Below are 23895 nucleotides of genomic sequence, written 5' to 3'. Positions count from 1 at the left end.
AAATGCACAGTAGTAATCATCTGAGTCGACATGCCCAGCAGGTGCTGACGGTGGCCCAGGGTAAAGCCCATTTGCAGGGCCCCGGCAGCGATCCTTCCATTGCTCGCTCCTGGCTGCGCTGCCTTGAGGACTATCACCTGGATCCGGCCCAGGCCATGGCCCCCACAGTGCTGGAGCATGGTCGCCTGCTGGAAAGTCGCGAACGCCTGCAGGATGTGCTGCAAATAGCCGGCACCGAGATGGCCAACCTGCACCAGCAATTGTCCGGCGCGGGCCATGCCGTGCTGCTGACCGATGCCCGAGGGGTAATCCTCAACTGCATCACCGCCCCTAGCGAGCGCAAGATTTTCGAGCATGCCGGTCTCTGGCTGGGCGCCGACTGGAGCGAGGCCCGGGAAGGCACCAATGGTATTGGCACCTGCCTGGTGGAGCGCCAGTCGCTGACCATTCACCAGGGCGAGCACTTCCGTGGCCGGCACACTGGCCTGACCTGCTCGGCGAGCCCGGTGTTCGATCCCCATGGCGAATTGCTGGCGGTGCTGGATGTGTCCTCGGCGCGTCAGGATGTTTCCCGGCAGAGTCAGTTCCACACCATGGCTTTGGTCAATCTCTCGGCGAAAATGATCGAGAGCTGCTATTTCCTGCGTTATTTTGAGAACCAGTGGCTGCTGCGCTTTCATCTGCAGGCGGAGTCTGTGGGGCTGTTCAGCGAGGGTTTGCTGGCATTTGACGGCGAAGGGCGAATCTGTGCGGTGAACCAGAGCGCCCTGAATCTGCTGGGGCATATTCGCGGTGGTTTGCTGGGCAAGCCGGTGGACAGCTTTTTCGACTGTTCCCTGGATGAATTGCTCAGTCGCGCCAGCATCAATGCCAGCGCCAGTTGGCCCTTGCGCACCCGGGATGGGCGGCGCCTGTTTGCCTTGTTGCGCGGTCAGCCGCACCCGGTATCGCAACCAGCACCGCGGGTGCCGGCTGGTGTTACGTCGCCACGCACTTCAAGCATCTGCCTTGGGGATGAAGGGCTGCAGAATGATTTTCGCCGCGCCTCGCGGGTGTTCGAGCGTGATGTGCCGCTGTTGATCAATGGTGAAACCGGCTCCGGCAAGGAGGCTTTCGCCAAGGCCGTGCACCAGGGCAGTGCCCGTTCGGATAAAACCTTTGTCGCCCTCAATTGCGCGGCGATTCCGGAGAGCCTGATCGAGAGCGAACTCTTCGGTTATCGCGGCGGCAGCTTTACCGGGGCACGCAAGGAGGGCATGCGCGGCAAGTTGCAGCAGGCCGATGGCGGCACCTTGTTCCTCGATGAAATCGGCGATATGCCCCTGGCCCTGCAGACGCGTTTGCTGCGGGTGTTGGAAGATCGCCTGGTGGTGCCGATTGGCGGTGAGCCGCAATCGGTCAACGTGCGGATCATCAGCGCCACCCACCGGGATCTGCTGGAGCGGGTCCGCGACGGCAGTTTCCGTGAGGATCTGTATTACCGGCTCAATGGCCTGGAGATCGCGCTGCCGGCCCTGCGCGAGCGCAGCGACAAATCCCAGTTGCTGGACTTTCTCCTGGCCGAAGAAGCGGGCGGGCAACCGGTGGTGCTGGACGAAGCGGCGCGTCAGAGCCTGTTGAGTTATTCCTGGCCGGGAAACGTGCGGCAATTGCGCAATGTGCTGCGAACCCTGGCGGCCTTGTGTGAAAACGGCCGCATTGGTCTGGAAGACCTGCCGCCGCTGATCCGCAACAGCCGCCCGGCGCCAGTTGGCGAGCCGGTTGCCGAAGCGCAGGAGCGCCCCCTGGAGGACGCCGAACGGGTTGCGTTACTGGCAGCCCTGGAGCAACAGCGCTGGCACATGACCCATACCGCCGAACAGCTGGGGGTCAGCCGCAACACCCTCTATAGAAAGCTGCGCAAACACGGTATTGCGCGTTAAACCGCACCTGTGACCGCCGGTACAGGGCCGCTTGCCTTGTGCCAGCAGCGGCAAGCTCAGCAGCCTCCCGGTCAGCTAATGGGTGCGATTTGCAGCCCTCTAGGCTAACCTGCGCCGATGTTTTATGAGGTCGACTATGCACATCCATATTCTCGGTATCTGCGGCACTTTCATGGGCTCGATGGCGGTTCTGGCTAAAGAACTGGGCCATCACGTCACCGGCTCCGACGCTAACGTCTATCCCCCCATGAGCACCCAGCTGCAAGCCCAGGGCATCGAGCTGACTCAAGGCTATGACCCGGCCCAGCTGGACCCGGCTCCGGATCTGGTGGTGATCGGCAATGCCATGTCCCGGGGCAACCCGGCCGTGGAGTATGTGCTGAACAAAGGCCTGCCCTATGTTTCCGGCCCGCAGTGGTTGGCGGACCATGTCCTGCAAGGGCGCTGGGTCTTGGCGGTAGCCGGCACCCACGGCAAGACCACCACCAGCAGCATGCTGGCCTGGGTACTGGAGCATGCCGGCATGAGCCCGGGCTTCCTGATTGGTGGGGTGCCGCAGAATTTCGCCGTTTCGGCCCGCCTGGGCGGCACACCGTTCTTCGTGATCGAGGCCGATGAGTACGACAGCGCGTTCTTCGACAAGCGCTCGAAGTTTGTCCACTACCGCCCGCGCACCGCGATCCTCAATAACCTTGAGTTCGACCATGCGGACATCTTCCCTGACCTGGCAGCCATCGAGCGGCAGTTCCACCATCTGGTGCGGACCATTCCCAGCGAAGGCCTGGTGATTCATCCCACCACCGAACCTGCCTTGCAGCGGGTCATCGAGATGGGCTGCTGGACGCCGGTGCAGACCACCGGTGCCGGTGGGCAGTGGCAGGTCAAGTTGCTCAGTGCCGACGGTTCGGCCTTTGAAGTGATGTTCGAGGGCGTGAGCCAGGGCGTCGTGGAGTGGGAACTGACCGGGCAGCACAACGTGGCCAATGCCCTGGCGACGCTGGCCGCTGCTCGTCATGTTGGCGTGGTGCCGTCGATGGGCATTGCTGGCCTGAGTGCGTTCAAGAGCGTGAAGCGCCGCATGGAGAAGGTCGCCGAAGTGCATGGCGTGACCATCTACGATGACTTCGCCCACCACCCGACGGCCATCGCCACCACCCTGGACGGCCTGCGCAAGCGGGTCGGCGACGCACCGGTGATCGCCATCATCGAGCCGCGCTCCAACTCCATGAAGCTTGGCGCCCACCGTGATGGGTTGCCGGAAAGCGTCAACCAGGCCGATCAGGTGATCTGGTACGCACCGGCCAACCTGGGCTGGGACCTGGCGGCAACGGCGGCCTTGTGTTCGGTGCCATCGATTGTCAGCGACTCTCTGGAAGGCATCATCGAACGGGTGAAAAGCCAGGCTAAGCCGGGCACCCAGGTGGTGATCATGAGTAACGGCGGCTTCGGCGGCCTGCACGGCAAACTGGCCGAGGCACTGCAATGAGCAACGGCCCGGAACGCATCACCCTGGCCATGACCGGTGCCTCGGGCGCCCAGTACGGTTTGCGCCTGCTGGATTGCCTGGTGCGTGAGGATCGGGAAGTGCACTTCCTGATCTCAAAGGCTGCGCAGTTGGTCATGGCCACGGAAACCGATGTGACCCTGCCGCCCAAGCCGCAGATGATGCAGGCCTTTCTCACCGAGTACACCGGTGCGGCGGCGGGGCAGATCCGGGTGTACGGCAAGGAAGACTGGATGTCGCCGGTAGCCTCGGGTTCCGGCTCGCCGGCGGCGATGGTGGTGGTGCCTTGTTCCACCGGCACCTTGTCGGCGATTGCTACCGGGGCTTGCAACAACCTGATCGAACGGGCTGCGGACGTGACCCTCAAGGAGCGCCGGCAGTTGATTCTGGTGCCTCGGGAGGCTCCCTACTCCAGCATTCATCTGGAGCACATGCTCAAGTTGTCGAACATGGGCGTGACTATCCTGCCGGCCTCGCCGGGTTTCTATCATCAGCCGCAGACCATCGATGACCTGGTGGACTTCGTCGTGGCGCGGATTCTCAATTTGCTGAACATCCCCCAGGACATGTTGCCGCGCTGGGGCGAGCATCATTTGAGCAGCGATGAGTAAATCCCTGCTGATGCTACTGGCTGCCCTGCAGTTGGGGGGCTGTGCCACGGTCCGCACCTTGAACGCCGCGCAACCTGGGGCGCCGGTGGTGTATTCGGGGACGCGCCTGGATCTTTATGCCATGCAGGGTGGTTGCTGTGCCATGGACCGCTTTGGCGCCGAGGCACCGAGCTATCCGGGAGTAGACCTGCCGGCCAGCGCCTTGCTCGATACGCTGTTGCTGCCGTTGTCGGTGCTGACAGTGTTGGGGGTGGGGTTTCAGGCAACGGGTGGGTTGTAGTGTTTCGCCGGCAATCCGGCTCCTGCAGCTATGTGCAGGAGCCGGATTGCCGGCGAGTGCTTTATTTACCTAGCTTGCGCAACTCATCGGATTCGACGACCCGAGTGCCGCTTTGCTCTTCCAGGGCCAACCGCCACATGGCGCGTGCCAACTGGCAGGCTTCGATGCCGTGGTACTTGCCCGGGATCAGTCGCGACAATGGGCCAGCCAGTTGTTCGGTCAGGCGCGGTTCGATCCGGTCTCCCAGCAGCAGTGACGGCCGGCAAATGGTCAGCTGTGGCCAGCCCTGCTGCTTAAGGGCCTCTTCCATTTCACCTTTGACCCGGTTGTAGAAAATCGATGACTTGGGGTCGGCGCCCAGGGCGCTGACTACTATCAGGTGCCGCGCGCCCATTTCCAGGGCGCGTTTGCCGAAGGCCACCACCATGTCCAGGTCCACCGCGCGAAAGGCCGCTTCGGAACCCGCCTGCTTGATGGTGGTGCCCAGGCAGCAGAAGGCGATCTCCACCTTGCCGCTCAGTTGCGGCAGGAATACCGCCGGATCGCCGACGGGGTTCTCCAGGCGTGGGTGCTTGCTTAGCGGGCGTCTGCTGGGTGCCAGAACACGAATGATGGTGGGCTCGTTGAGCAGGCGATCGAGCAGATGCTCTCCGGTCAGTCCGGAGGCGCCGGCGAGCAGGATATGCTGAGGCGTCAAGTACATAGTCATTCCCCCTTGATACTGTTTCAGCTTAGTTGCTCTGTGCTTCCTTGCTGCCTATAGAGACACTTTGCAGCGCTTTTCGTGCCTGCTGTTTGCGCAATTGTTGCCAATGCGCGATCACGCCCTTGGGTGCCCAGATCTGTGGTTCTGACGCTTCGAAACCATCGGCCTGTTCACGTTCGGCCACAGTGGCCCGGGCCAGCTTGAAGGCGTGCTCCAGGTCATCGGTCTGGTTCAGTGCCTGGGCGAACATAGCATCGCCGAAGTAGGTGAAGTCGGCTTCTTCGGAACAGCCGAAAGATACCCGGTCGGCCTGGGAGGCGGTCATGATCAGGGTTCGTTCGTCCTTGAGCGCAGGGATGAAACCGCCCGAGTAGCAGGACGAGATGACGATGATCTTGTCGCGGTTTTTCAGGGGGGCCAAGGCGATGGCCAGTTCATCGGCTGGTAGGTCGGTCAACTCCATGCGCGGCTGATCCAGTACCAGTTCGTGCTCGCTGGTGCCATGGCTGGTGAGGTAGATGAACACCAGGTCCTCGGGGCCGCTGCGTTCGGCCAGGGTCTGTGCGGCGCGGCGCAGGTTCTCCCGGGTGGCCATGGGCCGGTTCATCAGGTGGTCCCGGTGGTTGACCAGGCGGATCTGACCGTAGGCGCCGAAGCGGCTCGCGAGCATGTTGCTGACGTAGTCGGCTTCGCGCAGGAAGACACTCTGCTTGCCGTCGCCGGCCAGGGTCAGGCTATAGAGTTCGATGGTCGGGCTGGAGGCAGGCACCGCATCGAGGGCCTCCTTGAGCAGGCGACCCTGGACCAGCAGAGCAGTTTCCAAGGGGTCAGGCAGTAGTTTGCCGTCGGCGTCGCGAACCCGCATGCCATTGCTCCAGACACCGCTTTGCACACTGCCATCGCGCAGCACCAGCACACCGTGGCCCTGGTAGTTGTCGCTGTCGAAGCCGCCGATGTAGAAGCTGCCGTCACTGAGGTTCAGTCGTCCTTCGCCGCTGAAGCGCCAGTCGCTGAAGGTGCCGACATAATGGCTGCCATCGGCGCCGATCAGCTCGCCCTTGCCACCCAGGGCGCCTTCCTTGAACTGGCCGATCCAGACGTCGCCGTCGGAGTTTTCGTAGCGGCCCTTGCCATTGAGCTGGTTGTGTTTGAAACCACCGACATAAATGTCGCCTTCGGCGCTGTTGAAGGTGCCGTTGCCTTCCAGTTGGCCGTTGACGAAGTTGCCGCTGAACTGGTTGCCGCTGGCATCGCTGCGCTGGCCTTCGCCATTGGGCTTGCCCTTGGCGAATTGCCCCTGGTACTGGCTGCCGTCCTCCAGCTCCAGGCGGCCCAAGCCCGAGTACAGGTCGGCCTTGAACTCGCCGCGATAGGTCATGCCGTCTTCTTTGAGGGTGCCTTCGCCGTCCCGGCGGCCTAGTTTGAAGCCGCCGCTGTAGCTGCTGTCCTTGGTGGTCAGGGTGCCTTGCCCGTGGAACAGCCCTTGCTGGAACTGGCCGCGATAGACCTCGCCATTGCTGCCGTGCCATTCGCCCTGGCCATGCCATTGGCCCTTGTCGAACTGGCCGGCGTACCAGCTGCCGTTGGGGTAGTCGATGCGTCCCTGTCCCTGGAGCAGGCCATTGACCAGGTCGCCGCGATAGCGCCCGCCGTCGGGCAGTCGGGCATCGGGCGGCAACAGCGATTCGCCGTCTCCGCAAGCGCTGAGCAAGAGAGTCAAGACCAGGGGTACAAGTGGGCGCATAACGGGTTCCGGATAATTAGGGGACCGAGTATGCCGCAGCGGTGTGACTTATATATAGAGAGGTTGAGCGAAACAGCATGAGCTGTTTCGCATCAGGGACATTTCAGACGAAGCAGAGCGAAAGAGGCTCAGCGATATAGGCAGGTTTTTCCTCGCCGTCGATTTCCAGGGTGGCCGTGGCCTTGAGCAGCCATTGGCCGGGTTTCTTCTCGGTGACGTCGGTCAGTTCGACCTTGAGACGCACCTTGGAGTCGACTTTCACCGGCTGGATGAAGCGCACGCTGTCCAGGCCATAGTTGACCACCATCTTCAGGCCCTCGGGCAGCACGAGGATGTCTTCCATCAGTTTGGGGATCAGCGACAGGGTCAGGAACCCGTGGGCGATGGTGGTGCCGAACGGCGTTTTCGCTGCCTTGACCGGGTCCACGTGAATGAACTGGAAGTCGCCAGTGGCTTCGGCGAACAGGTTGATACGCTCCTGGTCAATGGTGAGCCATGCGGAACGTCCGAGTTCCTTCCCGACATAATCTTTGAGCTCTGCAACAGGAACATAGGGCATTGAGACTCTCCTTGGTTCAACGATTTTTTAGTATTCGACCCAGTGCTTTGTGGTCTGAAGTATCCACTTTAGATCATCATGGCGATCCTTCCCGGTAAACATCCATGCTTTTGGCGAATGCCGGTTCATAGCGCCTGCGTGCTTATAATGCGCCACGGGATCAGGCTGGAGAGGCGGTATGTTGTTACGCGGTTTGACATGGCTGGTGCTGTTCCAATTGCTCGGCACGGCGCTCAATCATCTGCTGTTGCCCGTACTTCCCGGGCCGATCATCGGCCTGTTGTTGCTGCTGGTTTTTCTGGTGGTGCGCGGCGAAGTGGGCGAGCCGTTGAACCTGGCGGCCAGCAGTTTGCTGCGATACCTGCCGCTGTTACTGGTGCCGCCTGCGGTCGGAGTGATGGTCTATGCCCGGGATATTGCCGCGGACTTCTGGGCGATCAGTGGCGCGCTGGTGCTGTCTCTGGTGATCTCCATGGCCTTTGTCGGTGTGCTGATGCAGCGCCTGGTCAAGCGCCAATCCCGCCAGGAGGACAGTCAATGAGTGTTGATTGGCAAGGCGCCTGGGCGGCGGTGATTCACCATCCGCTGTTCGGCATCGGCATCACCCTGGGTGCCTACCAGTTGGTGCTGGCGGCCTTTGAGAAAACTCGCTGGATGTTCCTGCAGCCGGTACTGGTGTCCATGCTGCTGGTGATCGGTGTGCTGCTCGGCTGTGGTTTGAGTTATGCGGAGTACCGCAAGAGCACCGAGATTCTGAGCATTCTGCTGGGCCCTGCCACGGTGGCCCTGGCGGTGCCCCTGTACCTCAACTTGCGGCGCATCCGCCAATTGTTCTGGCCGATATTGACTACGCTGGTGGTGGGCGGGGTGCTGGCCACCAGCCTGGGGGTACTGCTGGGGTGGTGGTTCGGTGCTGAGCACATGATCCTCATGACCATGGCACCCAAGTCGGTGACTTCGCCGATCGCTATGCTGGTGGCCGAGCAGATTGGTGGCGTCGCGGCTCTGGCTGCGGTGTTCGTGCTGATTACCGGGGTGATCGGGGCGATCTTCGGCCCGAGTATCCTCGACCGCCTGGGCGTTCATGGGCCTGAGGCGCGGGGCATGGCCCTGGGCATGACCGCCCATGCGGTGGGCACCTCGGTGGCCTTGCAGGAGAGTGAGGAGTGCGGCGCCTTTGCGGCGCTGGCCATGAGTCTGATGGGCGTGGCCACGGCGGTACTGCTGCCGTTGGCGGTGTCTTTGCTGGTTTAAGGATGGGTGTATGAGCCTGGCGCTGTTTCCTTTGAATACCGTGCTGTTCCCTGACTGCATCCTCGATCTGCAGATTTTCGAGGCGCGCTACCTGGACATGATCGGCCGCTGCATGAAGCAGGGTTGCGGCTTCGGGGTGGTGTGCATCCTGGAGGGCGAGGAGGTCGGTACGGCCGCGCCAGGCTATGCCCTGGTGGGGTGCGAAGCACTGATTACCGACTTTCACCAGCAGGACAATGGGCTGCTGGGAATCAGGGTCAAGGGTGGTCGACGCTTCCGCGTGCTGGAGAGCGAAGTGCAGAAAGACCAACTGACGGTGGCCCAGGTCCAGTGGCTGGCGGAGGCTGCGGAGCAACCATTGCAGGATGAGGACGCAGACCTGATCGCGCTGCTCAAGGCTCTGGCCGAGCATCCGATGGTGGAGGCCCTGGACATGGGCAGCGAGGCCCAGGGGCAATTGTCCCTGGCCAATCAGCTGGCCTACCTGTTGCCCTTTTCCGAACAGGACAAGATCGACCTGCTGCAACTGGATGATCCGCAGCAGCGTCTCGATGCAATCCAGCAACTGCTGGATGAACTGCAGGGCGAGCTCTTCGCCTGAGACCTGAACCTCTAGCGGCGGCTACAGGTTGCCGCCTGCACGCTTAATAGGCGTATCGCAGCAGGGCGTGAGGCAGATGCCGTGTCGCCATGAACCCGCACAACAGCAGCATGACTGGCAGTAGCAGCCACCAGACCTTGGCCGACATCGGCTTGAGCGATTCTTGCCATTGAATCAGGGTCAGGCTGGCGGCGCAGACACAGGTCGCGAGCATGGCGCCGGCGAGAATGTCGGTTGGCCAATGGGCCCCCAAGTAGACCCGGGACAAGGCAATGGATGCCGCCGGCAGGCAGCCCAGCAGCAGCCAGGTCAGGCGCATTCGTGGTGGCTGGCCACGGCCTGCCAATACCGCCAGGGTCAGGAACAGGGCGAAGGAGCCAGAAGAATGCCCGCTGGGCATGCTGAAACTGGTGAGGGGCTCGGTCAGGACCTCGGGACGTACCCGCGCAAAGAACCATTTGCTGGCAGTGTTGGCCAGTGCGGTGCACATCAGGGTGGCGCCGGCGAATACGGCGTGACGCCATTGGCGCAGGGCCAGAAGTAGCAGGGTCAGTACCGCGCTGATGATGAACATGGCGCGAAACTCGCCGATCTGGGTGACCATCACCATGATCTTGTCCAGGGTCGGGTTCCGGTGTTCCTGCACCAGGGCGATCAGCCCCTGGTCGAACTGCGTGAGATAGGGGTAACCGATGAACAGCCCTGCCAGGATCAACAGGCTCAGGCCGGACATCAGCAGGGTAGCCCGACGATGGCGACGCAGGCTGCTGGCGACGCTCAAGCCGATCAGTATTGCGAGGCTGCCGGCCACGACACCGGCTTGTGGCCAGAAGCCTTCGGGCAGCGGCAGGCGAATCGCCGCACCCGTGGCCCAGCCTGGCAGCAGGTAAGCCACCGACCAGCCCGCGGCTGCCAGCAGGCTGACGGCGAAAAATCGTACAAATGGCATGTCGAACATGCCGGCAACCATTGGCAACATTGGCCGCAGCGGGCCGATGAAGCGTCCTACCAGCAGACTGGCGATGCCGTAACGCTGAAAATAGGCTTCGGCGCCGTTGATCCATTCCGGATGATGGCGCAGTCCCGGCAGGCGCCGGATGCTTTGGTGAAAGTGACGCCCCAGCAGGTAGGACACCACGTCCCCGAGCAAACCGCCGAACAACCCCAGAAGCAGGGTTTCTCCCAGTGACAGCGCGCCGTTGCCCGCCAGCACGGCAATCGCGAACAGTAGCACCGTTCCCGGAACGATCAGGCCGGCAATGGCCAGGCACTCCACGCAGGCCACAATAAATACAGCGGCGGCCAGCCATTGCGGGTTGGTGGTCAGCCAGGCGGTCACGCTGTCGAGCCATGGGCCCATAATTTCAACTCCATTGTCAGTGTCTGGCGGGTACGGGGTTGCGCTAATCAGTCGAGGATCAGGTAGTCGCGACCTTCGACTTGGCCGCGGCGCAGCGGGTTCCGTGTGCAGTAGGGCGCATAGGCGGCATCGACGAAGCGGTACATCAGGTGTTCGTCACGACCGCGGGGGATACCCAGGCGGGTGGTCTGGATGATGTGCGGCACTGCGCTGCCGACGTCCTCGACGAAAAGGGTTTCGTGATCGAAGCGCTTTGCATCCCAGATTGGGACTTTCAAGCCCATGGCCTTGCACAGCAGGGTCTGGCCGGCGCAGAGCTTTTGCGAGGGGCGCGGGCGGCCACTGGCGTCCGGGTTGTTCAGTAGCATCTGCGCCAGGCTGGTCGGGCCGGAGACAGTGTCAACCCAGGGATAGGCGGACTTGATCAGTACCGCATTGCCGGGCCCCTGGGCGCTGAAGTTCAACGAGTCGCCACCGCGTGCGTAATACATATAGATGTGGCCGCCATCGAGAAACAAAGCCTTACGCTTTTCTGTGTAGCCGAGGGAGGCGTGGCTGCCTTTTTCCTCGCAGTAATAGGCTTCGGTTTCGATAATGCGCGCGGATAACCACAGCTCGCCGACTTTATGGCGAATGACTTTGCCCAGCAGTTCACGGGCCAAAAGCTCGGCGTCACGGTCGAAAAAGCCGTCAGGCAAGGCTTTGGGCGGGTTCGCAGAGGTCAGGATGGACATGGTGGCGAGGGTTATGGCGGAAAAAGTGACGTAATGGTAACAACTCCAGGCTTAATTCAGGCTGAACTGCGGGTATTTACACTCCATTTCGACCATCCGCCCGTGACCGCTGTCCGTGAACGGGCGCGACAGCTATAATCAGCCGCTTTCCTCTTTGCCAAGACCACACCAGACCATGACTGAGTCCGTTCTTGACTACATGACCCGTTTGGGTCGCGCTGCCCGCCAAGCTTCCCGGGTGATCGCCCGTGCCACCACTGCGCAGAAGAACCGTGCGCTGTTGGCGGCTGCCGATGCCTTGGACGCTGCGCGACCGGAGCTGACCGCAGCCAACGAGCAGGACCTGGCCAACGGCCGGGCCAATGGTCTGGAACCGGCTCTGCTGGATCGTCTGGCGCTGACTCCGGCGCGTATCGATGAAATGATCGAAGGCCTGCGTCAGGTGGCCAAGCTGCCTGACCCCATCGGTGAAATCCGCGACATGCGCTACCTGCCTTCGGGCATCCAGGTGGGCAAGATGCGTGTGCCCCTGGGAGTGATCGGCATCATCTACGAGTCCCGTCCGAACGTGACCATCGATGCTGCCAGCCTGTGCCTGAAGTCCGGCAACGCCACCATCCTGCGGGGTGGTTCCGAGGCCATTCATTCCAACCGTGCCATTGCCACCTGCATTCAGCAGGGATTGGCGGCTGCCGATCTGCCACCTCACGTGGTGCAAGTGGTGGAAACCACTGATCGCGCCGCGGTGGGTGCGTTGATCACCATGCCCGAGTTTGTCGACGTAATTGTGCCTCGTGGCGGCAAGAGCCTGATCGAGCGGGTCAGCCGCGATGCCAAAGTGCCGGTGATCAAGCACCTGGACGGCGTCTGCCACGTGTATATCGATGTGGCGGCGGACCTGGACAAGGCGATTCGTATTGCCGATAACGCCAAGACCCAGCGCTACGCGCCGTGCAACACCATGGAAACCCTGCTGGTTCACGCCGCCATTGCCGAGCGCGTATTGCCGCCATTGGCTGCGATCTATCGCGACAAGGGCGTCGAGTTGCGTGGCTGCGAGCAAACCCGAGGAATTCTTGGCGCCGATGTGCTGCAAGCGACCGAAGAAGACTGGCGCACCGAGTACACCGCGCCGATCCTCTCGATCCGGGTGCTGGACAACCTGGAGCAGGCCATCGAACACATCAACACTTACGGCTCGCACCATACTGACTCCATCGTCACCGAGAACTTCAGTGACGCTCGGCGCTTCCTCAATGAAGTGGACTCCAGTTCGGTCATGGTCAATGCCTCTACGCGCTTTGCCGACGGTTTCGAATATGGCCTGGGCGCTGAGATCGGCATTTCTACCGACAAGCTGCACGCCCGTGGCCCGGTGGGCCTGGAAGGCTTGACCAGCGAGAAGTATGTGGTTTTCGGCGACGGTCACGTGCGCACTTGATGGGCAAACGTATCGGTCTGCTGGGCGGCACCTTCGATCCAGTGCATATCGGCCACTTGCGTGGTGCGCTGGAGGTGGCTGAATCCATGCAACTCGATGAGCTGCGCCTGACACCCAGTGCCAGGCCGCCGCATCGGGATACACCGCAGGTGTCGGCGCTCGATCGTCTGGCGATGGTCGAATATGCGGTGGCGGGCGTTTCACCCCTGGTGGTGGACGACCGTGAGCTGAAACGGGACAAGCCGTCCTACACCATCGACACCCTGGAGCAGATGCGGGCCGAGTTGGCCGCGGATGACCAGTTGTTTCTGTTACTGGGCTGGGACGCGTTTTGCGGCCTGCCCACCTGGCATCGTTGGGAAGAATTACTCCAGCATTGCCACATCCTGGTGCTGCAACGCCCGGATGCCGACAGCGAGCCACCGGATGCCTTGCGCAACCTGTTGGCGGCGCGCTCGGTGAGCGACCCACTGGCCCTGCAAGGGCCGGGGGGACACATTGCATTCGTCTGGCAGACGCCGCTTGCGGTGTCCGCCACCCAGATCCGTCAACTGCTGGCCAGCGGTAAGTCGGTACGTTTCCTGGTGCCTGACGCGGTCCTGGCCTATATCGATGCTCACGGACTTTACCGTGCGCCGAACTGAAGGAACGCTGCCGGCCTGTGCTGAGCGGCGCTCCAAACATACGAGCTGAACGAGTTTTATATGACTAACCAAGTAATGAAAGGCGAAGATCTGGTCAAGGTGGCTGTTGCCGCGCTGGAAGACGTCAAGGCCCAGGATGTCCTGGTGATCGATGTTCGCGACAAGCAAAGCATCACTGACTACATGATCATCGCCACCGGTACCTCCAATCGCCAGATCGGCGCGATGCTGGAAAAGGTCCGCGAGATGGTCAAGGCCCAGGGCGTGCGTCCGCTGGGTGAAGAAGGCAAGGGTGACAGCGACTGGGTGCTGCTGGACCTGGACGATGTGATCGTGCACATGATGACTGCCTCGGCTCGTCAGTTCTATGACCTGGAGCGTCTGTGGCAGGGCGCCGAGCAGAGCCGCGCGGCCGATGGCAAGCACCACAGCCCGGAGCATGGCCACGAGCACTTCACCAAGCTCAACAAAGACCAGCAATAAGGGACAGCTGTGCGCCTGCGTCTGATCGCTGTTGGTTCACGCATGCCCAAGTGGGTGGAAGAGGGTTGGCACGAGTATGCCAAGCGTCTGCCCTCCGAGCTGGCGCTGGAACTGGTGGAAATTCCGCTCAATACCCGGGGCAAGAACGCCGACGTGGCTCGCTTTATCCGTCAGGAAGGCGAAGCCATGCTGGCCAAGGTCGGGCATAACGAGCGCGTCGTCACCCTCGAGGTGCACGGCAAACCCTGGAGCACCGAGCAGTTGGCGGTGGAACTGGATCGTTGGCGTCTCGATTCGCGCACCGTGAATTTCATGGTCGGCGGCCCGGAAGGGCTGGCGCCGGAAGTCTGTGCGCGAGCGGATCAGCGTTGGTCGCTGTCGCCGCTGACCTTGCCGCACCCGCTGGTGCGGATTCTCATCGGTGAACAGCTGTATCGCGCCTGGACCGTGTTGTCCGGGCACCCTTACCACAAGTAGCCCGCGCCCCTAATGTCCCAGCCGATCCGCATCAAGGACCACGAAAAAGACGCCCGTCTGGTGCGTAGCCGGGTCGTGTTCGGCGCCATTATGGTGGTCTGCCTGATTGGCGTGCTGATTGCCCGGCTGTATTACCTGCAGGTGATTCAGTACGACTATCACTCCACGCTGTCGGAGAACAATCGGGTGCATGTGCAGCCGATTCCCCCGACTCGCGGACTGATTTTCGACCGCAATGGCGTGGTAGTTGCTGATAACCGGCCCAGTTTCAGCCTGAGCATGACCCGCGAACGTTCCGGCAACTGGCAGCAGGTCCTCGATGTGATTGTCGAGGTGCTGGAACTGACCCCGGAAGACCGGGTGCTGTTCGAAAAGCGCATGAAACAGGGGCGGCGCCCTTTCGAACCGGTGCCGATCCTGTTCGAGTTGACGGAAGAGCAGATAGCCCGCATTGCGGTGAACCAGTTCCGTCTGCCCGGGGTGGAAGTGGTTGCGCAACTGGTCCGGCACTACCCGCAGGGCGCGCACTTTGCGCACTCCGTGGGCTATATGGGGCGGATCAACGAGAAAGAGCTGAAGTCCCTGGACCCGGTGAACTACAGCGGCACCCACCATATCGGCAAGACTGGCATCGAACGTTTCTACGAGCCGGAATTGCATGGCCAGGTGGGTTACGAGGAAGTTGAAACCAACGCCCGTGGCCGAGTGCTGCGGGTGCTCAAGCGCACCGACCCGATTCCCGGCAAGGACATTGTCCTGAGCCTGGATATCAAGTTGCAGGAGGCCGCGGAGCTGGCTCTGGGCGGCCGCCGCGGTGCGGTGGTGGCGCTGGACCCGAGCACCGGGGAAGTTCTGGCGATGGTCAGCCAGCCAAGTTTCGATCCGAACCTGTTCGTCACCGGTATCAGCTTCAAGGCTTATGCCGAATTGCGTGATTCCATTGATCGGCCGCTGTTCAACCGGGTGCTGCGCGGTCTGTATCCACCGGGTTCGACCATCAAGCCGGCGGTGGCGATTGCCGGGCTGGATGCCGGGGTGGTGACGGCCTCGTCCCGCGTCTACGACCCGGGCTACTACCAACTGCCCAACTACGATCACAAGTACCGCAACTGGAACCGAAGCGGTGACGGTTATGTCGACCTGGACACCGCGATCATGCGGTCCAACGACACCTATTTCTATGACCTGGCCCACAAGCTGGGGATCGATCGGCTCTCGGCCTACATGACCAAGTTCGGCATCGGCCAGAAGGTCTCCCTGGACATGTTCGAGGAATCCCCGGGGCTGATGCCGACCCGCGAGTGGAAGCGCGCCACCCGGCGTCAGGCCTGGTTCCCGGGAGAAACCCTGATTCTCGGGATCGGCCAGGGCTACATGCAGTCGACGCCGTTGCAACTGGCCCAGGCGACCGCTCTGGTTGCCAGCAAGGGCAAGTGGAACCGACCGCACCTGGCCAAGAGCATCGAAGGCGAGAAGCCGGTGGATCACAACCCGATGCCGGACATCGTCCTGCGCGACCCGTCGGACTGGATGAGGGTCAATCACGGCATGCAGCAGGTGATGCACGGCGCCCGCGGCACTGCGCGCAAGGCTGCGGTTGGTTCGCAGTACCGGATTGCCGGCAAGAGTGGTACTGCCCAGGTGGTGGCGATCAAGCAGGGCGAGAAATACGACCGCTCCAAGGTTCAGGAGCGCCATCGCGACCACGCCCTGTTTGTCGGCTTCGCCCCGGCGGAAAACCCCAAGATCGTAGTTTCGGTCATGGTCGAGAACGGCGAGTCGGGCTCCGGCGTTGCGGCTCCCGTGGTGCGCCAGGTGATGGATGCCTGGCTTCTCGGCCAGGACGGCCAGCTCAAGCCTGAGTTCGCCAGCCCTATCAGCGCGGAGGCTACGGCCCGTGAAGAGTAATTTTGACCGCATCCTCTCCAGTGAGGATGTGATGCGCCGTCGTGCGACGCTGTTGCAGCGCCTGCATATCGATGGCCCCTTGCTGGTGTTGCTGTTGACGCTGGCCGCCGGCAGCCTGTTCGTGCTGTATTCCGCCAGTGGCAAGAGCTGGGATCTGCTGGCCAAGCAGGCCACGTCCTTCGGCATCGGCTTGGTGTCGATGATTGTCATCGCCCAGTTCGAGCCACGTTTCATGGCGCGCTGGGTGCCTCTGGGCTATGTGTTCGGCGTGGTGTTGCTGGTGGTGGTGGACGTCATGGGCCACAACGCCATGGGCGCGACCCGCTGGATCAACATTCCCGGGGTGATCCGCTTCCAGCCGTCGGAGTTCATGAAGATCATCATGCCGGCGACCATCGCCTGGTACCTGTCCAAGCGCACCTTGCCGCCCCATCTCAAGCATGTGGGGATCAGCCTGATACTGATCGGCATTCCGTTCATCCTGATCGTGCGTCAGCCGGACCTGGGCACCGCCCTGCTGATCCTGGCCGGTGGCGCCTTCGTGCTGTTCATGGGTGGGCTGCGCTGGCGCTGGATTCTGAGTGTGCTGGCGGCCGCGGTGCCGGTGGCCATCGCCATGTGGTTCTTCATCATGCATGACTACCAGAAACAGCGAATCCTGACTTTTCTCGACCCCGAGAGCGACCCCCTGGGCACGGGCTGGAACATTATCCAGTCCAAGGCGGCCATCGGTTCCGGCGGGGTTTTCGGCAAGGGTTGGCTGCTGGGTACGCAGTCGCACCTGGACTTTTTGCCGGAGAGCCACACCGACTTCATTATTGCGGTCATGGGCGAGGAGTTCGGCCTGGTGGGCATTTGTGCGCTGCTGCTGATCTACCTGCTGTTGATCGGGCGCGGGTTGGTGATCACCGCTCAGGCGCAGACGCTGTTCGGCAAGTTGCTCGCAGGCAGCCTGACCATGACGTTTTTTGTTTACGTTTTCGTCAACATCGGTATGGTCAGTGGCTTGTTGCCGGTAGTGGGGGTTCCGTTGCCGTTCATTAGCTACGGAGGAACTTCGCTGGTGACGCTACTGTCAGCGTTTGGGGTTTTGATGTCGATCCATACCCATCGCAAGTGGATCGCGCAGGTTTGATTAAGGTGAAGAATTCAATGCAAGTAATGCGTGGCTGGGCTGCTCGGCATGCGCCGTGGGTCGGCCTGGTAAGCATCCTTGGTGCAGCGCAACCCGCGTTCGCCGGTGATTACGAAGGTTCGCCGCAAGTGGCCGAATTCGTTGGCGAAATGACCCGGGACTATGGTTTTGCCGGGGAACAGCTGATGGGGGTGTTCCGCGAGGCCGAGCGCAAGCAATCGATTCTTGACGCCATTTCGCGGCCGGCCGAGCGGGTCAAGCAGTGGAAAGAATACCGGCCGATGTTCATCACCGACGCGCGCATTGCCCGCGGTGTGGATTTCTGGCGTCAGCATGAGGCGGTTCTGGCTCGCGCCGAGCAGGAATATGGCGTACCGGCCCAGGTCATAGTGTCGATTATCGGCGTTGAGACCTTTTTTGGGCGTAATACCGGCAATTACCGGGTGATCGATGCGTTATCTACCCTGGGCTTCGATTATCCGCCACGCGCCGAATTCTTCCGCAAGGAACTGCGCGAGTTCCTGCTGCTGGTCCGTGAAGAGCAACTTGATCCCTTGAGCCTCAAGGGCTCCTACGCGGGAGCCATGGGGCTGCCGCAGTTCATGCCGAGCAGTTTTCGCGCCTATGCGGTGGACTTCGACGGTGATGGCCACATCAATATCTGGACCAACCCGGACGATGCCATCGGCAGCGTTGCCAGCTACTTCAAGCGTCATGGCTGGGTGGCCGGCGAGCCGGTGGTGAGTCGCGCCGATGTGCGTGGCGATCGCGTGGACGAAGGCTTGACCACAGGGATAGAACCGACCAAGACGGTCGGGGAGTTGCGGGCCTTGGGCTGGTCGAGTCATGATGCGCTGCGCGATGATCTGCCGGTCACCGCTTTCCGTCTGGAAGGTGACAGTGGCCCGGAATACTGGATGGGCCTGAAGAACTTTTACGCGATCACTCGCTATAACCGCAGCGTGATGTATGCCATGGCCGTACATCAGTTGTCTGAACAACTGGTCCAAGCACGGGGCGTCAAGTAATGCTGGCAATGCCAATCCGCAAACCCCTGAAGCTGGTGGCTTTTGCCGCGTTGTCCTTGTTGTTGGTCAGTTGCTCGACGAGCCGCTCGCCGCAGCACAAGTCCACGAGTGGCGTGCGCGCCATGCCGGGCCTGGACGTCAACCGTGCACACAAGGATGGCGCGCCCTGGTGGGACGTCGACGTCTCGCGCATTCCCGATGCGACCCCGACCCTGCACACCGGCCCGTACAAGGCCAACCCCTATACGGTGCTGGGCAAAACCTATTTCCCCATCCAGGAGTCCAAGAACTACGTGGCCTCCGGTACGGCGTCCTGGTACGGCACCAAGTTCCATGGTCAGAACACCGCCAATGGCGAGGTCTATGACCTGTACGGTATGAGTGCCGCACACAAGACCCTGCCGTTGCCCAGTTACGTGAAGGTCACCAACCTGGACAACAATCGCAGCGTGATCCTGCGGGTCAACGATCGTGGTCCGTTCTACTCCGACCGCATCATCGACCTGTCCTACGCGGCTGCAAAGAAGCTCGGTTATGCCGAGACCGGCACCGCTCGGGTCAAGGTCGAAGGCATCGATCCGCAGCAGTGGTGGGCCCAGCGTGGCCGTCCGGCGCCGTTGATGCTCAATGAGCCGCAAGTGGCGCAAAATAACGCGCCGGTGATCACGGCTTCGGCCGGTACTGTCGAGCAATGGACGCCGCCGCCCCAGCAACACGCTGCAGCGGTAGTTCCCGTACAAGTTAAAAACACTCCTGCAGCCGCCTCAGGCCAGTATCTGCAGGTGGGGGCCTTCGCCAACCCGGACGCTGCGGAGCTGTTGAGGTCTAAATTGAGCAGCATGGTGAGCGCCCCGGTGTTCATCAGCTCGATCGTACGTAATCAGCAGACGCTGCATCGGGTACGCTTGGGGCCATTCGGCACGCCGGGTGAGGCTCAGCAAGCGCAGAACAGTGTGCGCTTGGCTAACCTTGGCCAGCCCAGTGTGGTGACTGCCGAGTAAGAAGATTGAGGGTCCGCTTGCGGTATTGGGGGGCGGACCCTGGTTGTTGGCTCGTCGAACAACAAAAGCCCGGCAAGGGTCAGTGAGTGAGCAACTGAACACGCGACAGCCCTTTAGAAGGCTGTCTGAAATAGTTTTGCCCTCGGGCAAGTTTCCATTAGCAACTTCGAGAGACGGATGAACATCACCACCTTTGCCAAACGCCTGTGCCTGCTTGTCCCGCTGATCATCACGCCCGCCGCCTGGGCGGTCGAAGCGATGCCGTCGCCACCGCAACTGGCCGCCAAATCCTATGTGCTCATGGACGCCAGCAGCGGTAACGTGCTGGTGGAGAACAATGGTGACCAGCGCCTGCCACCGGCCAGTCTGACCAAGCTGATGACCGCCTACATCGCGACCCTGGAAATCCGTCGCGGCCAGATCGGCGAGAACGATCCGGTAACCGTCAGCGAGAACGCCTGGCGTACTGGCGGGTCGCGGATGTTCATCAAGGTGGGTTCGCAAGTCACCGTCAGCGACTTGCTGCACGGCATCATCATTCAGTCGGGCAACGACGCCAGCGTTGCGGTTTCCGAGCACATTGCCGGCAGCGAAGACGCTTTTGCCGACATGATGAACAAGACGGCTGCCGATCTGGGCATGAGCAACAGCCACTTCATGAACCCGACCGGCCTGCCGAACCCTGAGCACTACTCGTCGGCCCATGATATGGCGGTGCTGGCTCGCGCGATCATCCATGAAGACCCTGCCCACTATGCGATCTACTCGCAGAAGGAGTTCTTCTGGAACGGCATCAAGCAACCTAACCGTAACCTGCTGCTGTGGCGCGACAAGACCGTCGATGGTCTGAAAACCGGCCACACCGATGAAGCCGGCTACTGCATGGTGTCTTCGGCAGTACGTGATGGCATGCGTCTGATCGCCGTGGTGTTCGGCACCAACAGCGAGCAGGCCCGCGCCGCCGAAACCCAGAAGCTGTTGACCTACGGTTTCCGCTTCTTCGAAACCCAGACCTTCTACCAGAAAGGCACCGAGCTGGCTCAGGCGCAGGTGTGGAAGGGCACCTCTCATCAGGTCAAGGCCGGTCTGGCTGAAGATCTGACCATGACCATGCCTAAAGGCCAGTTGAAAAAGCTCGCCGCCAGCATGACCATGAACCCGCAACTGGTTGCGCCGATCGCCAAGGGCGACGTGATTGGTAAAGTCGAAGTGAAACTGGACGACAAGGTGGTGCACAGCGCTGACCTGATCGCCCTGGAAGCGGTCGACGAAGGTGGTATCTTCCGCCGCATGTGGGATAGCATCCGTCTATTCTTCTACGGCTTGTTCAACTGATATTGTCGACCTGCATGGCCCCCGCTCCGAAGTGGAGCGGGGGCCATGTCCGTCGTCCGGCTTACGAGGCCGTTACTGCCATGACAGACACTGACGTTAAGTCGCACAAGATTGAATTCCCCGTCGATGACTACCCGATCAAGGTGATCGGTGACACGGTTGTCGGCTTCAAGGACACCGTGATCGAGATCCTCGCCAAGTACGCCAAGCTGGACATCAAGTCCCTGGCCGAGCGTCAGAGCAGCAACGGCAAGTACACCACGGTACAACTGCACATCACCGCCACCGGTGAAGACCAACTGCGTGATATCAATAGTGCCCTGCGTGCTACCGGTGTCGTCCACATGGTGCTGTGATGCCACAGACGCTGGGCTTTCGTGAGCTTGGCCTGATGGCTTACGAGCCGGTCTGGCAGGCCATGCAGCGCTTTACCAACGAACGTGGCAGCAGCGCCCCAGACGAAATCTGGCTGGTGCAGCATCCGCCGGTGTTTACCCAAGGCCAGGCGGGCAAGGCCGAGCATCTGCTGCTGCCGGGAGATATACCGGTGGTGCAGGCCGATCGCGGCGGACAGGTGACTTATCACGGTCCCGGCCAGTTGGTGGCCTACTTGCTGCTGGATGTGCGCAGGCTGGGATTCGGCGTGCGTGACCTGGTCAGTCGCATGGAGCAATGCCTGGTGGAGTTGTTGGCCAGCTACGGCGTGCCGGCGGCGGCCAAGCCCGATGCACCGGGTGTCTACGTCGAAGGGGCGAAAATCGCCTCCCTGGGCCTGCGTATCCGCCATGGATGTTCCTTTCATGGCCTGGCCTTGAACGTGGACATGGATTTGCAGCCGTTTCGACGGATTAACCCCTGTGGTTATGCCGGGTTGGCGATGACCCAGCTGAGCGACCATGCAGGGCCGATTGAATTTGCCGAGGTAAGTGCCCGGCTGCGTGCGCAGCTCGTCAAACACCTCGACTATGCTGAGCAGACGACCCTAACGGGCGGAATCGACTGATATGACTACTGCGCAAGACGCTGTTCAAACCCTGATCCCGACGGTGGATGTCTCCGAGCGGGCGCCACGTCCGAAAGTTGAAGCCGGCGTCAAATTGCGCGGTGCGGAGAAGGTTGCGCGCATTCCGGTGAAGATCATTCCGACCACCGAACTGCCGAAGAAACCGGACTGGATCCGGGTACGTATTCCGGTATCCCCGGAAGTCGACCGGATCAAGCAACTGCTGCGCAAGCACAAGTTGCACAGCGTCTGCGAAGAAGCATCCTGCCCGAACCTGGGCGAATGCTTCTCCGGCGGTACCGCAACCTTCATGATCATGGGCGACATCTGCACCCGTCGCTGCCCATTCTGTGACGTTGGCCACGGTCGTCCAAAACCTCTGGATGTCGACGAGCCGATGAACCTGGCAGTGGCCATCGCCGACCTGCGCCTGAAGTATGTGGTGATCACTTCGGTGGACCGCGACGACCTGCGTGACGGCGGTGCCCAGCACTTTGCCGACTGCATTCGCGAGATCCGCAAGCTGTCGCCGAACGTACAGTTGGAAACCCTGGTGCCCGACTACCGCGGTCGCATGGATGTAGCCCTGGAAATCACCGCTGCCACGCCACCGGATGTGTTCAACCACAACCTGGAAACCGTGCCGCGCCTGTACAAGGCTGCGCGTCCGGGCTCGGATTACCAGTGGTCGCTGACCTTGCTGCAGAAGTTCAAGCAACTGGTGCCCCATGTACCGACCAAGTCCGGCTTGATGCTGGGCCTGGGCGAAACCGACGACGAAGTCATCGAAGTCATGAAGCGCATGCGTGAGCACGACATCGATATGCTGACCCTTGGCCAGTACCTGCAGCCGTCCCGCAACCACTTGCCGGTTCAGCGTTTCGTGCATCCGGATACCTTCGCCTGGTTCGCCGAGGAAGGTTACAAGATGGGCTTCAAGAATGTCGCTTCGGGCCCGCTGGTACGTTCCTCGTATCACGCCGACGAACAAGCGAAACTGGCCAGAGAAGGCCTGGTTTCCTGATTTGCCTGCCCGCAAGGCTTGGGTCTTGCGGGCAGTTTCCCGGCTCTTTCGAGCACCTCTGCAGTCTCGGTTGTTTTTCGCCCACCCGGTCGCGTCATCCTCTTCTGTTTAACGAGATTCATGGCTACTGTGCTTGAGTGAATTCACACAGGGAGAATCTGCATGCCCATCCAACCGACTGCTGCCCTTCATGCTCACCTGCCGGTGCCGGCACTGGCTGCGGAAGGCGTCATCGGCCTTATTGCCCCCGCCGGTCCCGCAGTGCTGGATACCGAAAAAGCCTTTCAATGGATGCGTTCCCGTGGCTATACGCTGCGGATCTTTCCCGGCGTTGGCCAGCAGGAGGGATATCTGGCTGGCAGCGACGAGGTGCGCCTCGATGACTTGCACAGCGCCTTTGCCGATAGCCAAGTCGACGCCATTGTGTGCCTGCGCGGGGGCTATGGCAGTCCGCGTTTGCTGGACAAGATCGACTTTGAGTTGCTGCGGCGCAACCCCAAGCCCTTTGTCGGCTACAGCGATATCACCGCCCTGCACCTGGCGATCAACCGCTATGCCGGGTTTGTGAGTTTTCACGGACCCATGCTCAATGCCGACCTGCTGGGTGACAAGCAACCGCCAACCGAGGCGTCCTTTTTCAACCTGCTCCGGGGCCAGGTAAAGGCGGGCAGTCTGCTGTCTCATCCCGTGGCTTTCCCATTGACCACTGTGGAGCCGGGCATTGCGTTGGGTCCGCTGTTGGGGGGAAATCTGTCGATGATTGCCTGCACGCTGGGCACGCCTTACGAAATCAATACCGACGGCGTCATCCTGTTTATCGAGGACGTCAACGAGCCGTTGTACCGTATTGACCGCTTGCTCAATCACCTGCGGCTGGCCGGCAAACTGGACAACCTGCGGGGCGTCTTGGTGGGGGATGTGGCCGGTGTGGACTTCAGCGCATTGTGCCGCCTGCTCAAGCAGACCTTCGAGCCGCTGCGGATTCCGGTGCTGGCAGGATGGCGCAGTGGCCATTGTGACCCGAACCTGACTTTGCCCATGGGCGCTCTGGTCAGGCTGGACGCAGGGGCGAGGGAGTTGGCCCTGGCACAGGACGTGGTGTTCAAGTAGGGCTGGCCCTGGCGAAGGGGGAAGCCCTTCG

At 61.5% G+C, this 23895-nt stretch carries 25 protein-coding genes; 20 read left to right on the top strand and 5 right to left on the bottom strand.

Annotation, left to right across the window (positions count from 1 at the left end; all coding sequences use genetic code 11):
* Positions 1 to 2: 2 nt before the first annotated feature.
* From DWF74_RS11990 to DWF74_RS11975, 4 genes are all read left to right on the top strand, one after another.
* Positions 3 to 1922, top strand: coding sequence for a sigma-54-dependent Fis family transcriptional regulator (locus DWF74_RS11990; RefSeq protein WP_102865332.1), 1920 nt, complete (start codon positions 3 to 5; stop codon positions 1920 to 1922).
* Between the two features lie 136 nt (positions 1923 to 2058).
* Positions 2059 to 3408: a UDP-N-acetylmuramate:L-alanyl-gamma-D-glutamyl-meso-diaminopimelate ligase gene (gene mpl, locus DWF74_RS11985; RefSeq protein WP_102882340.1), complete on the top strand. Its 1350-nt coding sequence runs from the start codon at positions 2059 to 2061 to the stop codon at positions 3406 to 3408.
* Positions 3405 to 4037, top strand: coding sequence for a flavin prenyltransferase UbiX (gene ubiX / locus DWF74_RS11980; protein WP_102865334.1), 633 nt, complete (start codon positions 3405 to 3407; stop codon positions 4035 to 4037). The genes mpl and ubiX overlap by 4 nt, the downstream gene beginning before the upstream one ends.
* Entirely contained in the window at positions 4030 to 4317 is a 288-nt protein-coding gene (locus DWF74_RS11975; RefSeq protein ID WP_115581014.1) for a YceK/YidQ family lipoprotein, read from the top strand. The genes ubiX and DWF74_RS11975 overlap by 8 nt, the downstream gene beginning before the upstream one ends.
* A 61-nt stretch (positions 4318 to 4378) precedes the next feature.
* Here the strand turns inward: DWF74_RS11975 and DWF74_RS11970 are convergent, their stop codons facing one another.
* The 3 genes from DWF74_RS11970 to DWF74_RS11960 all read right to left on the bottom strand — a co-directional run bounded on the left by DWF74_RS11970 (position 4379) and on the right by DWF74_RS11960 (position 7326).
* The gene (locus DWF74_RS11970; protein WP_102865336.1) at positions 4379 to 5020 is read right to left on the bottom strand and encodes an oxidoreductase; all 642 of its coding nucleotides are present in this window, start codon (positions 5018 to 5020) and stop codon (positions 4379 to 4381) included.
* Between the two features lie 28 nt (positions 5021 to 5048).
* On the bottom strand, positions 5049 to 6767 hold the full coding sequence (locus tag DWF74_RS11965; RefSeq protein ID WP_115581013.1) for a C13 family peptidase: 1719 nt from the start codon (positions 6765 to 6767) through the stop codon (positions 5049 to 5051).
* A gap of 103 nt (positions 6768 to 6870) precedes the next feature.
* Complete coding sequence (locus tag DWF74_RS11960; protein WP_102865338.1) at positions 6871 to 7326, bottom strand: MaoC family dehydratase; 456 nt, start codon at positions 7324 to 7326, stop codon at positions 6871 to 6873.
* Between the two features lie 178 nt (positions 7327 to 7504).
* On the opposite strand from DWF74_RS11960, the gene DWF74_RS11955 reads away from it, so the two are divergent.
* From DWF74_RS11955 to DWF74_RS11945, 3 genes are read left to right on the top strand one after another with little or no spacing between them, the layout of a single operon-like run.
* A complete protein-coding gene (locus DWF74_RS11955; RefSeq protein ID WP_115581012.1) occupies positions 7505 to 7867 on the top strand; it encodes a CidA/LrgA family protein in 363 nt (120 codons plus the stop codon).
* Positions 7864 to 8580, top strand: a complete 717-nt coding sequence (locus DWF74_RS11950) for an LrgB family protein (RefSeq protein WP_102882337.1) — start codon at positions 7864 to 7866, stop codon at positions 8578 to 8580. The genes DWF74_RS11955 and DWF74_RS11950 overlap by 4 nt, the downstream gene beginning before the upstream one ends.
* Positions 8581 to 8590: 10 nt before the next feature.
* Positions 8591 to 9181 (top strand): LON peptidase substrate-binding domain-containing protein, encoded by a 591-nt coding sequence (locus DWF74_RS11945; RefSeq protein WP_102865341.1) that lies wholly within the window; start codon positions 8591 to 8593, stop codon positions 9179 to 9181.
* A 43-nt stretch (positions 9182 to 9224) separates the two neighbouring features.
* On the opposite strand, the gene DWF74_RS11940 is transcribed toward DWF74_RS11945, so the two are convergent.
* Together DWF74_RS11940 and DWF74_RS11935 are read right to left on the bottom strand one after the other, a co-directional pair.
* Positions 9225 to 10541, bottom strand: coding sequence for a bifunctional DedA family/phosphatase PAP2 family protein (locus DWF74_RS11940; RefSeq protein ID WP_102865342.1), 1317 nt, complete (start codon positions 10539 to 10541; stop codon positions 9225 to 9227).
* Between the two features lie 47 nt (positions 10542 to 10588).
* Complete coding sequence (locus tag DWF74_RS11935) at positions 10589 to 11275, bottom strand: DNA-3-methyladenine glycosylase (RefSeq protein WP_115581011.1); 687 nt, start codon at positions 11273 to 11275, stop codon at positions 10589 to 10591.
* A 175-nt stretch (positions 11276 to 11450) separates the two neighbouring features.
* On the opposite strand from DWF74_RS11935, the gene DWF74_RS11930 reads away from it, so the two are divergent.
* From DWF74_RS11930 to DWF74_RS11870, 13 genes are all read left to right on the top strand, one after another.
* Positions 11451 to 12716, top strand: a complete 1266-nt coding sequence (locus DWF74_RS11930; protein ID WP_102865344.1) for a glutamate-5-semialdehyde dehydrogenase — start codon at positions 11451 to 11453, stop codon at positions 12714 to 12716.
* Positions 12716 to 13360, top strand: coding sequence for a nicotinate-nucleotide adenylyltransferase (nadD, locus tag DWF74_RS11925; RefSeq protein ID WP_102865345.1), 645 nt, complete (start codon positions 12716 to 12718; stop codon positions 13358 to 13360). The genes DWF74_RS11930 and nadD overlap by 1 nt, the downstream gene beginning before the upstream one ends.
* A 60-nt stretch (positions 13361 to 13420) precedes the next feature.
* On the top strand, positions 13421 to 13843 hold the full coding sequence (gene rsfS, locus DWF74_RS11920) for a ribosome silencing factor (protein WP_015637171.1): 423 nt from the start codon (positions 13421 to 13423) through the stop codon (positions 13841 to 13843).
* Positions 13844 to 13852: 9 nt separating this feature from the next.
* Complete coding sequence (gene rlmH, locus DWF74_RS11915) at positions 13853 to 14320, top strand: 23S rRNA (pseudouridine(1915)-N(3))-methyltransferase RlmH (RefSeq protein WP_095181903.1); 468 nt, start codon at positions 13853 to 13855, stop codon at positions 14318 to 14320.
* Positions 14321 to 14332: 12 nt separating this feature from the next.
* On the top strand, positions 14333 to 16228 hold the full coding sequence (mrdA, locus tag DWF74_RS11910) for a penicillin-binding protein 2 (protein WP_102865346.1): 1896 nt from the start codon (positions 14333 to 14335) through the stop codon (positions 16226 to 16228).
* Positions 16229 to 16259: 31 nt separating this feature from the next.
* Complete coding sequence (rodA, locus tag DWF74_RS11905) at positions 16260 to 17363, top strand: rod shape-determining protein RodA (protein WP_102865347.1); 1104 nt, start codon at positions 16260 to 16262, stop codon at positions 17361 to 17363.
* A gap of 5 nt (positions 17364 to 17368) precedes the next feature.
* Complete coding sequence (gene mltB, locus DWF74_RS11900; protein ID WP_371826211.1) at positions 17369 to 18391, top strand: lytic murein transglycosylase B; 1023 nt, start codon at positions 17369 to 17371, stop codon at positions 18389 to 18391.
* A complete protein-coding gene (locus DWF74_RS11895) occupies positions 18391 to 19392 on the top strand; it encodes a septal ring lytic transglycosylase RlpA family protein (RefSeq protein WP_102865349.1) in 1002 nt (333 codons plus the stop codon). The genes mltB and DWF74_RS11895 overlap by 1 nt, the downstream gene beginning before the upstream one ends.
* A 177-nt stretch (positions 19393 to 19569) precedes the next feature.
* Positions 19570 to 20727, top strand: a complete 1158-nt coding sequence (locus DWF74_RS11890) for a D-alanyl-D-alanine carboxypeptidase family protein (protein WP_102865350.1) — start codon at positions 19570 to 19572, stop codon at positions 20725 to 20727.
* 80 nt (positions 20728 to 20807) lie between these two features.
* The gene (locus DWF74_RS11885; protein ID WP_011063665.1) at positions 20808 to 21083 is read left to right on the top strand and encodes a DUF493 domain-containing protein; all 276 of its coding nucleotides are present in this window, start codon (positions 20808 to 20810) and stop codon (positions 21081 to 21083) included.
* Entirely contained in the window at positions 21083 to 21730 is a 648-nt protein-coding gene (gene lipB, locus DWF74_RS11880) for a lipoyl(octanoyl) transferase LipB (protein ID WP_115581010.1), read from the top strand. Before DWF74_RS11885 ends, lipB begins: the two co-directional genes overlap by 1 nt.
* Before the next feature lies 1 nt (position 21731).
* Positions 21732 to 22754 (top strand): lipoyl synthase, encoded by a 1023-nt coding sequence (lipA, locus tag DWF74_RS11875; RefSeq protein ID WP_102865352.1) that lies wholly within the window; start codon positions 21732 to 21734, stop codon positions 22752 to 22754.
* A gap of 162 nt (positions 22755 to 22916) precedes the next feature.
* Positions 22917 to 23864 carry a S66 peptidase family protein gene (locus DWF74_RS11870; RefSeq protein ID WP_115581009.1) on the top strand — a complete coding sequence of 316 codons (948 nt, stop codon included), beginning with the start codon at positions 22917 to 22919 and terminating at the stop codon, positions 23862 to 23864.
* Positions 23865 to 23895: the final 31 nt, after the last annotated feature.

Source organism: Pseudomonas protegens, from assembly GCF_003363755.1.
Taxonomy (GTDB): domain Bacteria; phylum Pseudomonadota; class Gammaproteobacteria; order Pseudomonadales; family Pseudomonadaceae; genus Aquipseudomonas; species Aquipseudomonas danubii.
The sequence above is the reverse complement of the archived record's forward strand: the minus strand, read 5'-3'. Positions and strand labels throughout refer to the sequence as shown.

Bases quoted from the DNA above. Each gene is read 5' to 3' on its own strand.
- mrdA (WP_102865346.1), top strand. From the start codon at position 14,333: ATGTCCCAGCCGATCCGCATCAAGGACCACGAAAAAGACGCCCGTCTG.
- lipB (WP_115581010.1), top strand. From the start codon at position 21,083: ATGCCACAGACGCTGGGCTTTCGTGAGCTTGGCCTGATGGCTTACGAG.
- DWF74_RS11930 (WP_102865344.1), top strand. From the start codon at position 11,451: ATGACTGAGTCCGTTCTTGACTACATGACCCGTTTGGGTCGCGCTGCC.
- DWF74_RS11870 (WP_115581009.1), top strand. From the start codon at position 22,917: ATGCCCATCCAACCGACTGCTGCCCTTCATGCTCACCTGCCGGTGCCG.
- DWF74_RS11965 (WP_115581013.1), bottom strand. From the start codon at position 6,767: ATGCGCCCACTTGTACCCCTGGTCTTGACTCTCTTGCTCAGCGCTTGC.
- DWF74_RS11935 (WP_115581011.1), bottom strand. From the start codon at position 11,275: ATGTCCATCCTGACCTCTGCGAACCCGCCCAAAGCCTTGCCTGACGGC.
- DWF74_RS11890 (WP_102865350.1), top strand. From the start codon at position 19,570: ATGAACATCACCACCTTTGCCAAACGCCTGTGCCTGCTTGTCCCGCTG.
- DWF74_RS11895 (WP_102865349.1), top strand. From the start codon at position 18,391: ATGCTGGCAATGCCAATCCGCAAACCCCTGAAGCTGGTGGCTTTTGCC.
- rsfS (WP_015637171.1), top strand. From the start codon at position 13,421: ATGACTAACCAAGTAATGAAAGGCGAAGATCTGGTCAAGGTGGCTGTT.
- DWF74_RS11975 (WP_115581014.1), top strand. From the start codon at position 4,030: ATGAGTAAATCCCTGCTGATGCTACTGGCTGCCCTGCAGTTGGGGGGC.
- DWF74_RS11940 (WP_102865342.1), bottom strand. From the start codon at position 10,541: ATGGGCCCATGGCTCGACAGCGTGACCGCCTGGCTGACCACCAACCCG.
- DWF74_RS11960 (WP_102865338.1), bottom strand. From the start codon at position 7,326: ATGCCCTATGTTCCTGTTGCAGAGCTCAAAGATTATGTCGGGAAGGAA.
- rodA (WP_102865347.1), top strand. From the start codon at position 16,260: ATGCGCCGTCGTGCGACGCTGTTGCAGCGCCTGCATATCGATGGCCCC.
- DWF74_RS11945 (WP_102865341.1), top strand. From the start codon at position 8,591: ATGAGCCTGGCGCTGTTTCCTTTGAATACCGTGCTGTTCCCTGACTGC.
- DWF74_RS11990 (WP_102865332.1), top strand. From the start codon at position 3: ATGCACAGTAGTAATCATCTGAGTCGACATGCCCAGCAGGTGCTGACG.
- lipA (WP_102865352.1), top strand. From the start codon at position 21,732: ATGACTACTGCGCAAGACGCTGTTCAAACCCTGATCCCGACGGTGGAT.
- ubiX (WP_102865334.1), top strand. From the start codon at position 3,405: ATGAGCAACGGCCCGGAACGCATCACCCTGGCCATGACCGGTGCCTCG.
- nadD (WP_102865345.1), top strand. From the start codon at position 12,716: ATGGGCAAACGTATCGGTCTGCTGGGCGGCACCTTCGATCCAGTGCAT.
- DWF74_RS11950 (WP_102882337.1), top strand. From the start codon at position 7,864: ATGAGTGTTGATTGGCAAGGCGCCTGGGCGGCGGTGATTCACCATCCG.
- DWF74_RS11955 (WP_115581012.1), top strand. From the start codon at position 7,505: ATGTTGTTACGCGGTTTGACATGGCTGGTGCTGTTCCAATTGCTCGGC.
- DWF74_RS11970 (WP_102865336.1), bottom strand. From the start codon at position 5,020: ATGTACTTGACGCCTCAGCATATCCTGCTCGCCGGCGCCTCCGGACTG.
- mpl (WP_102882340.1), top strand. From the start codon at position 2,059: ATGCACATCCATATTCTCGGTATCTGCGGCACTTTCATGGGCTCGATG.
- DWF74_RS11885 (WP_011063665.1), top strand. From the start codon at position 20,808: ATGACAGACACTGACGTTAAGTCGCACAAGATTGAATTCCCCGTCGAT.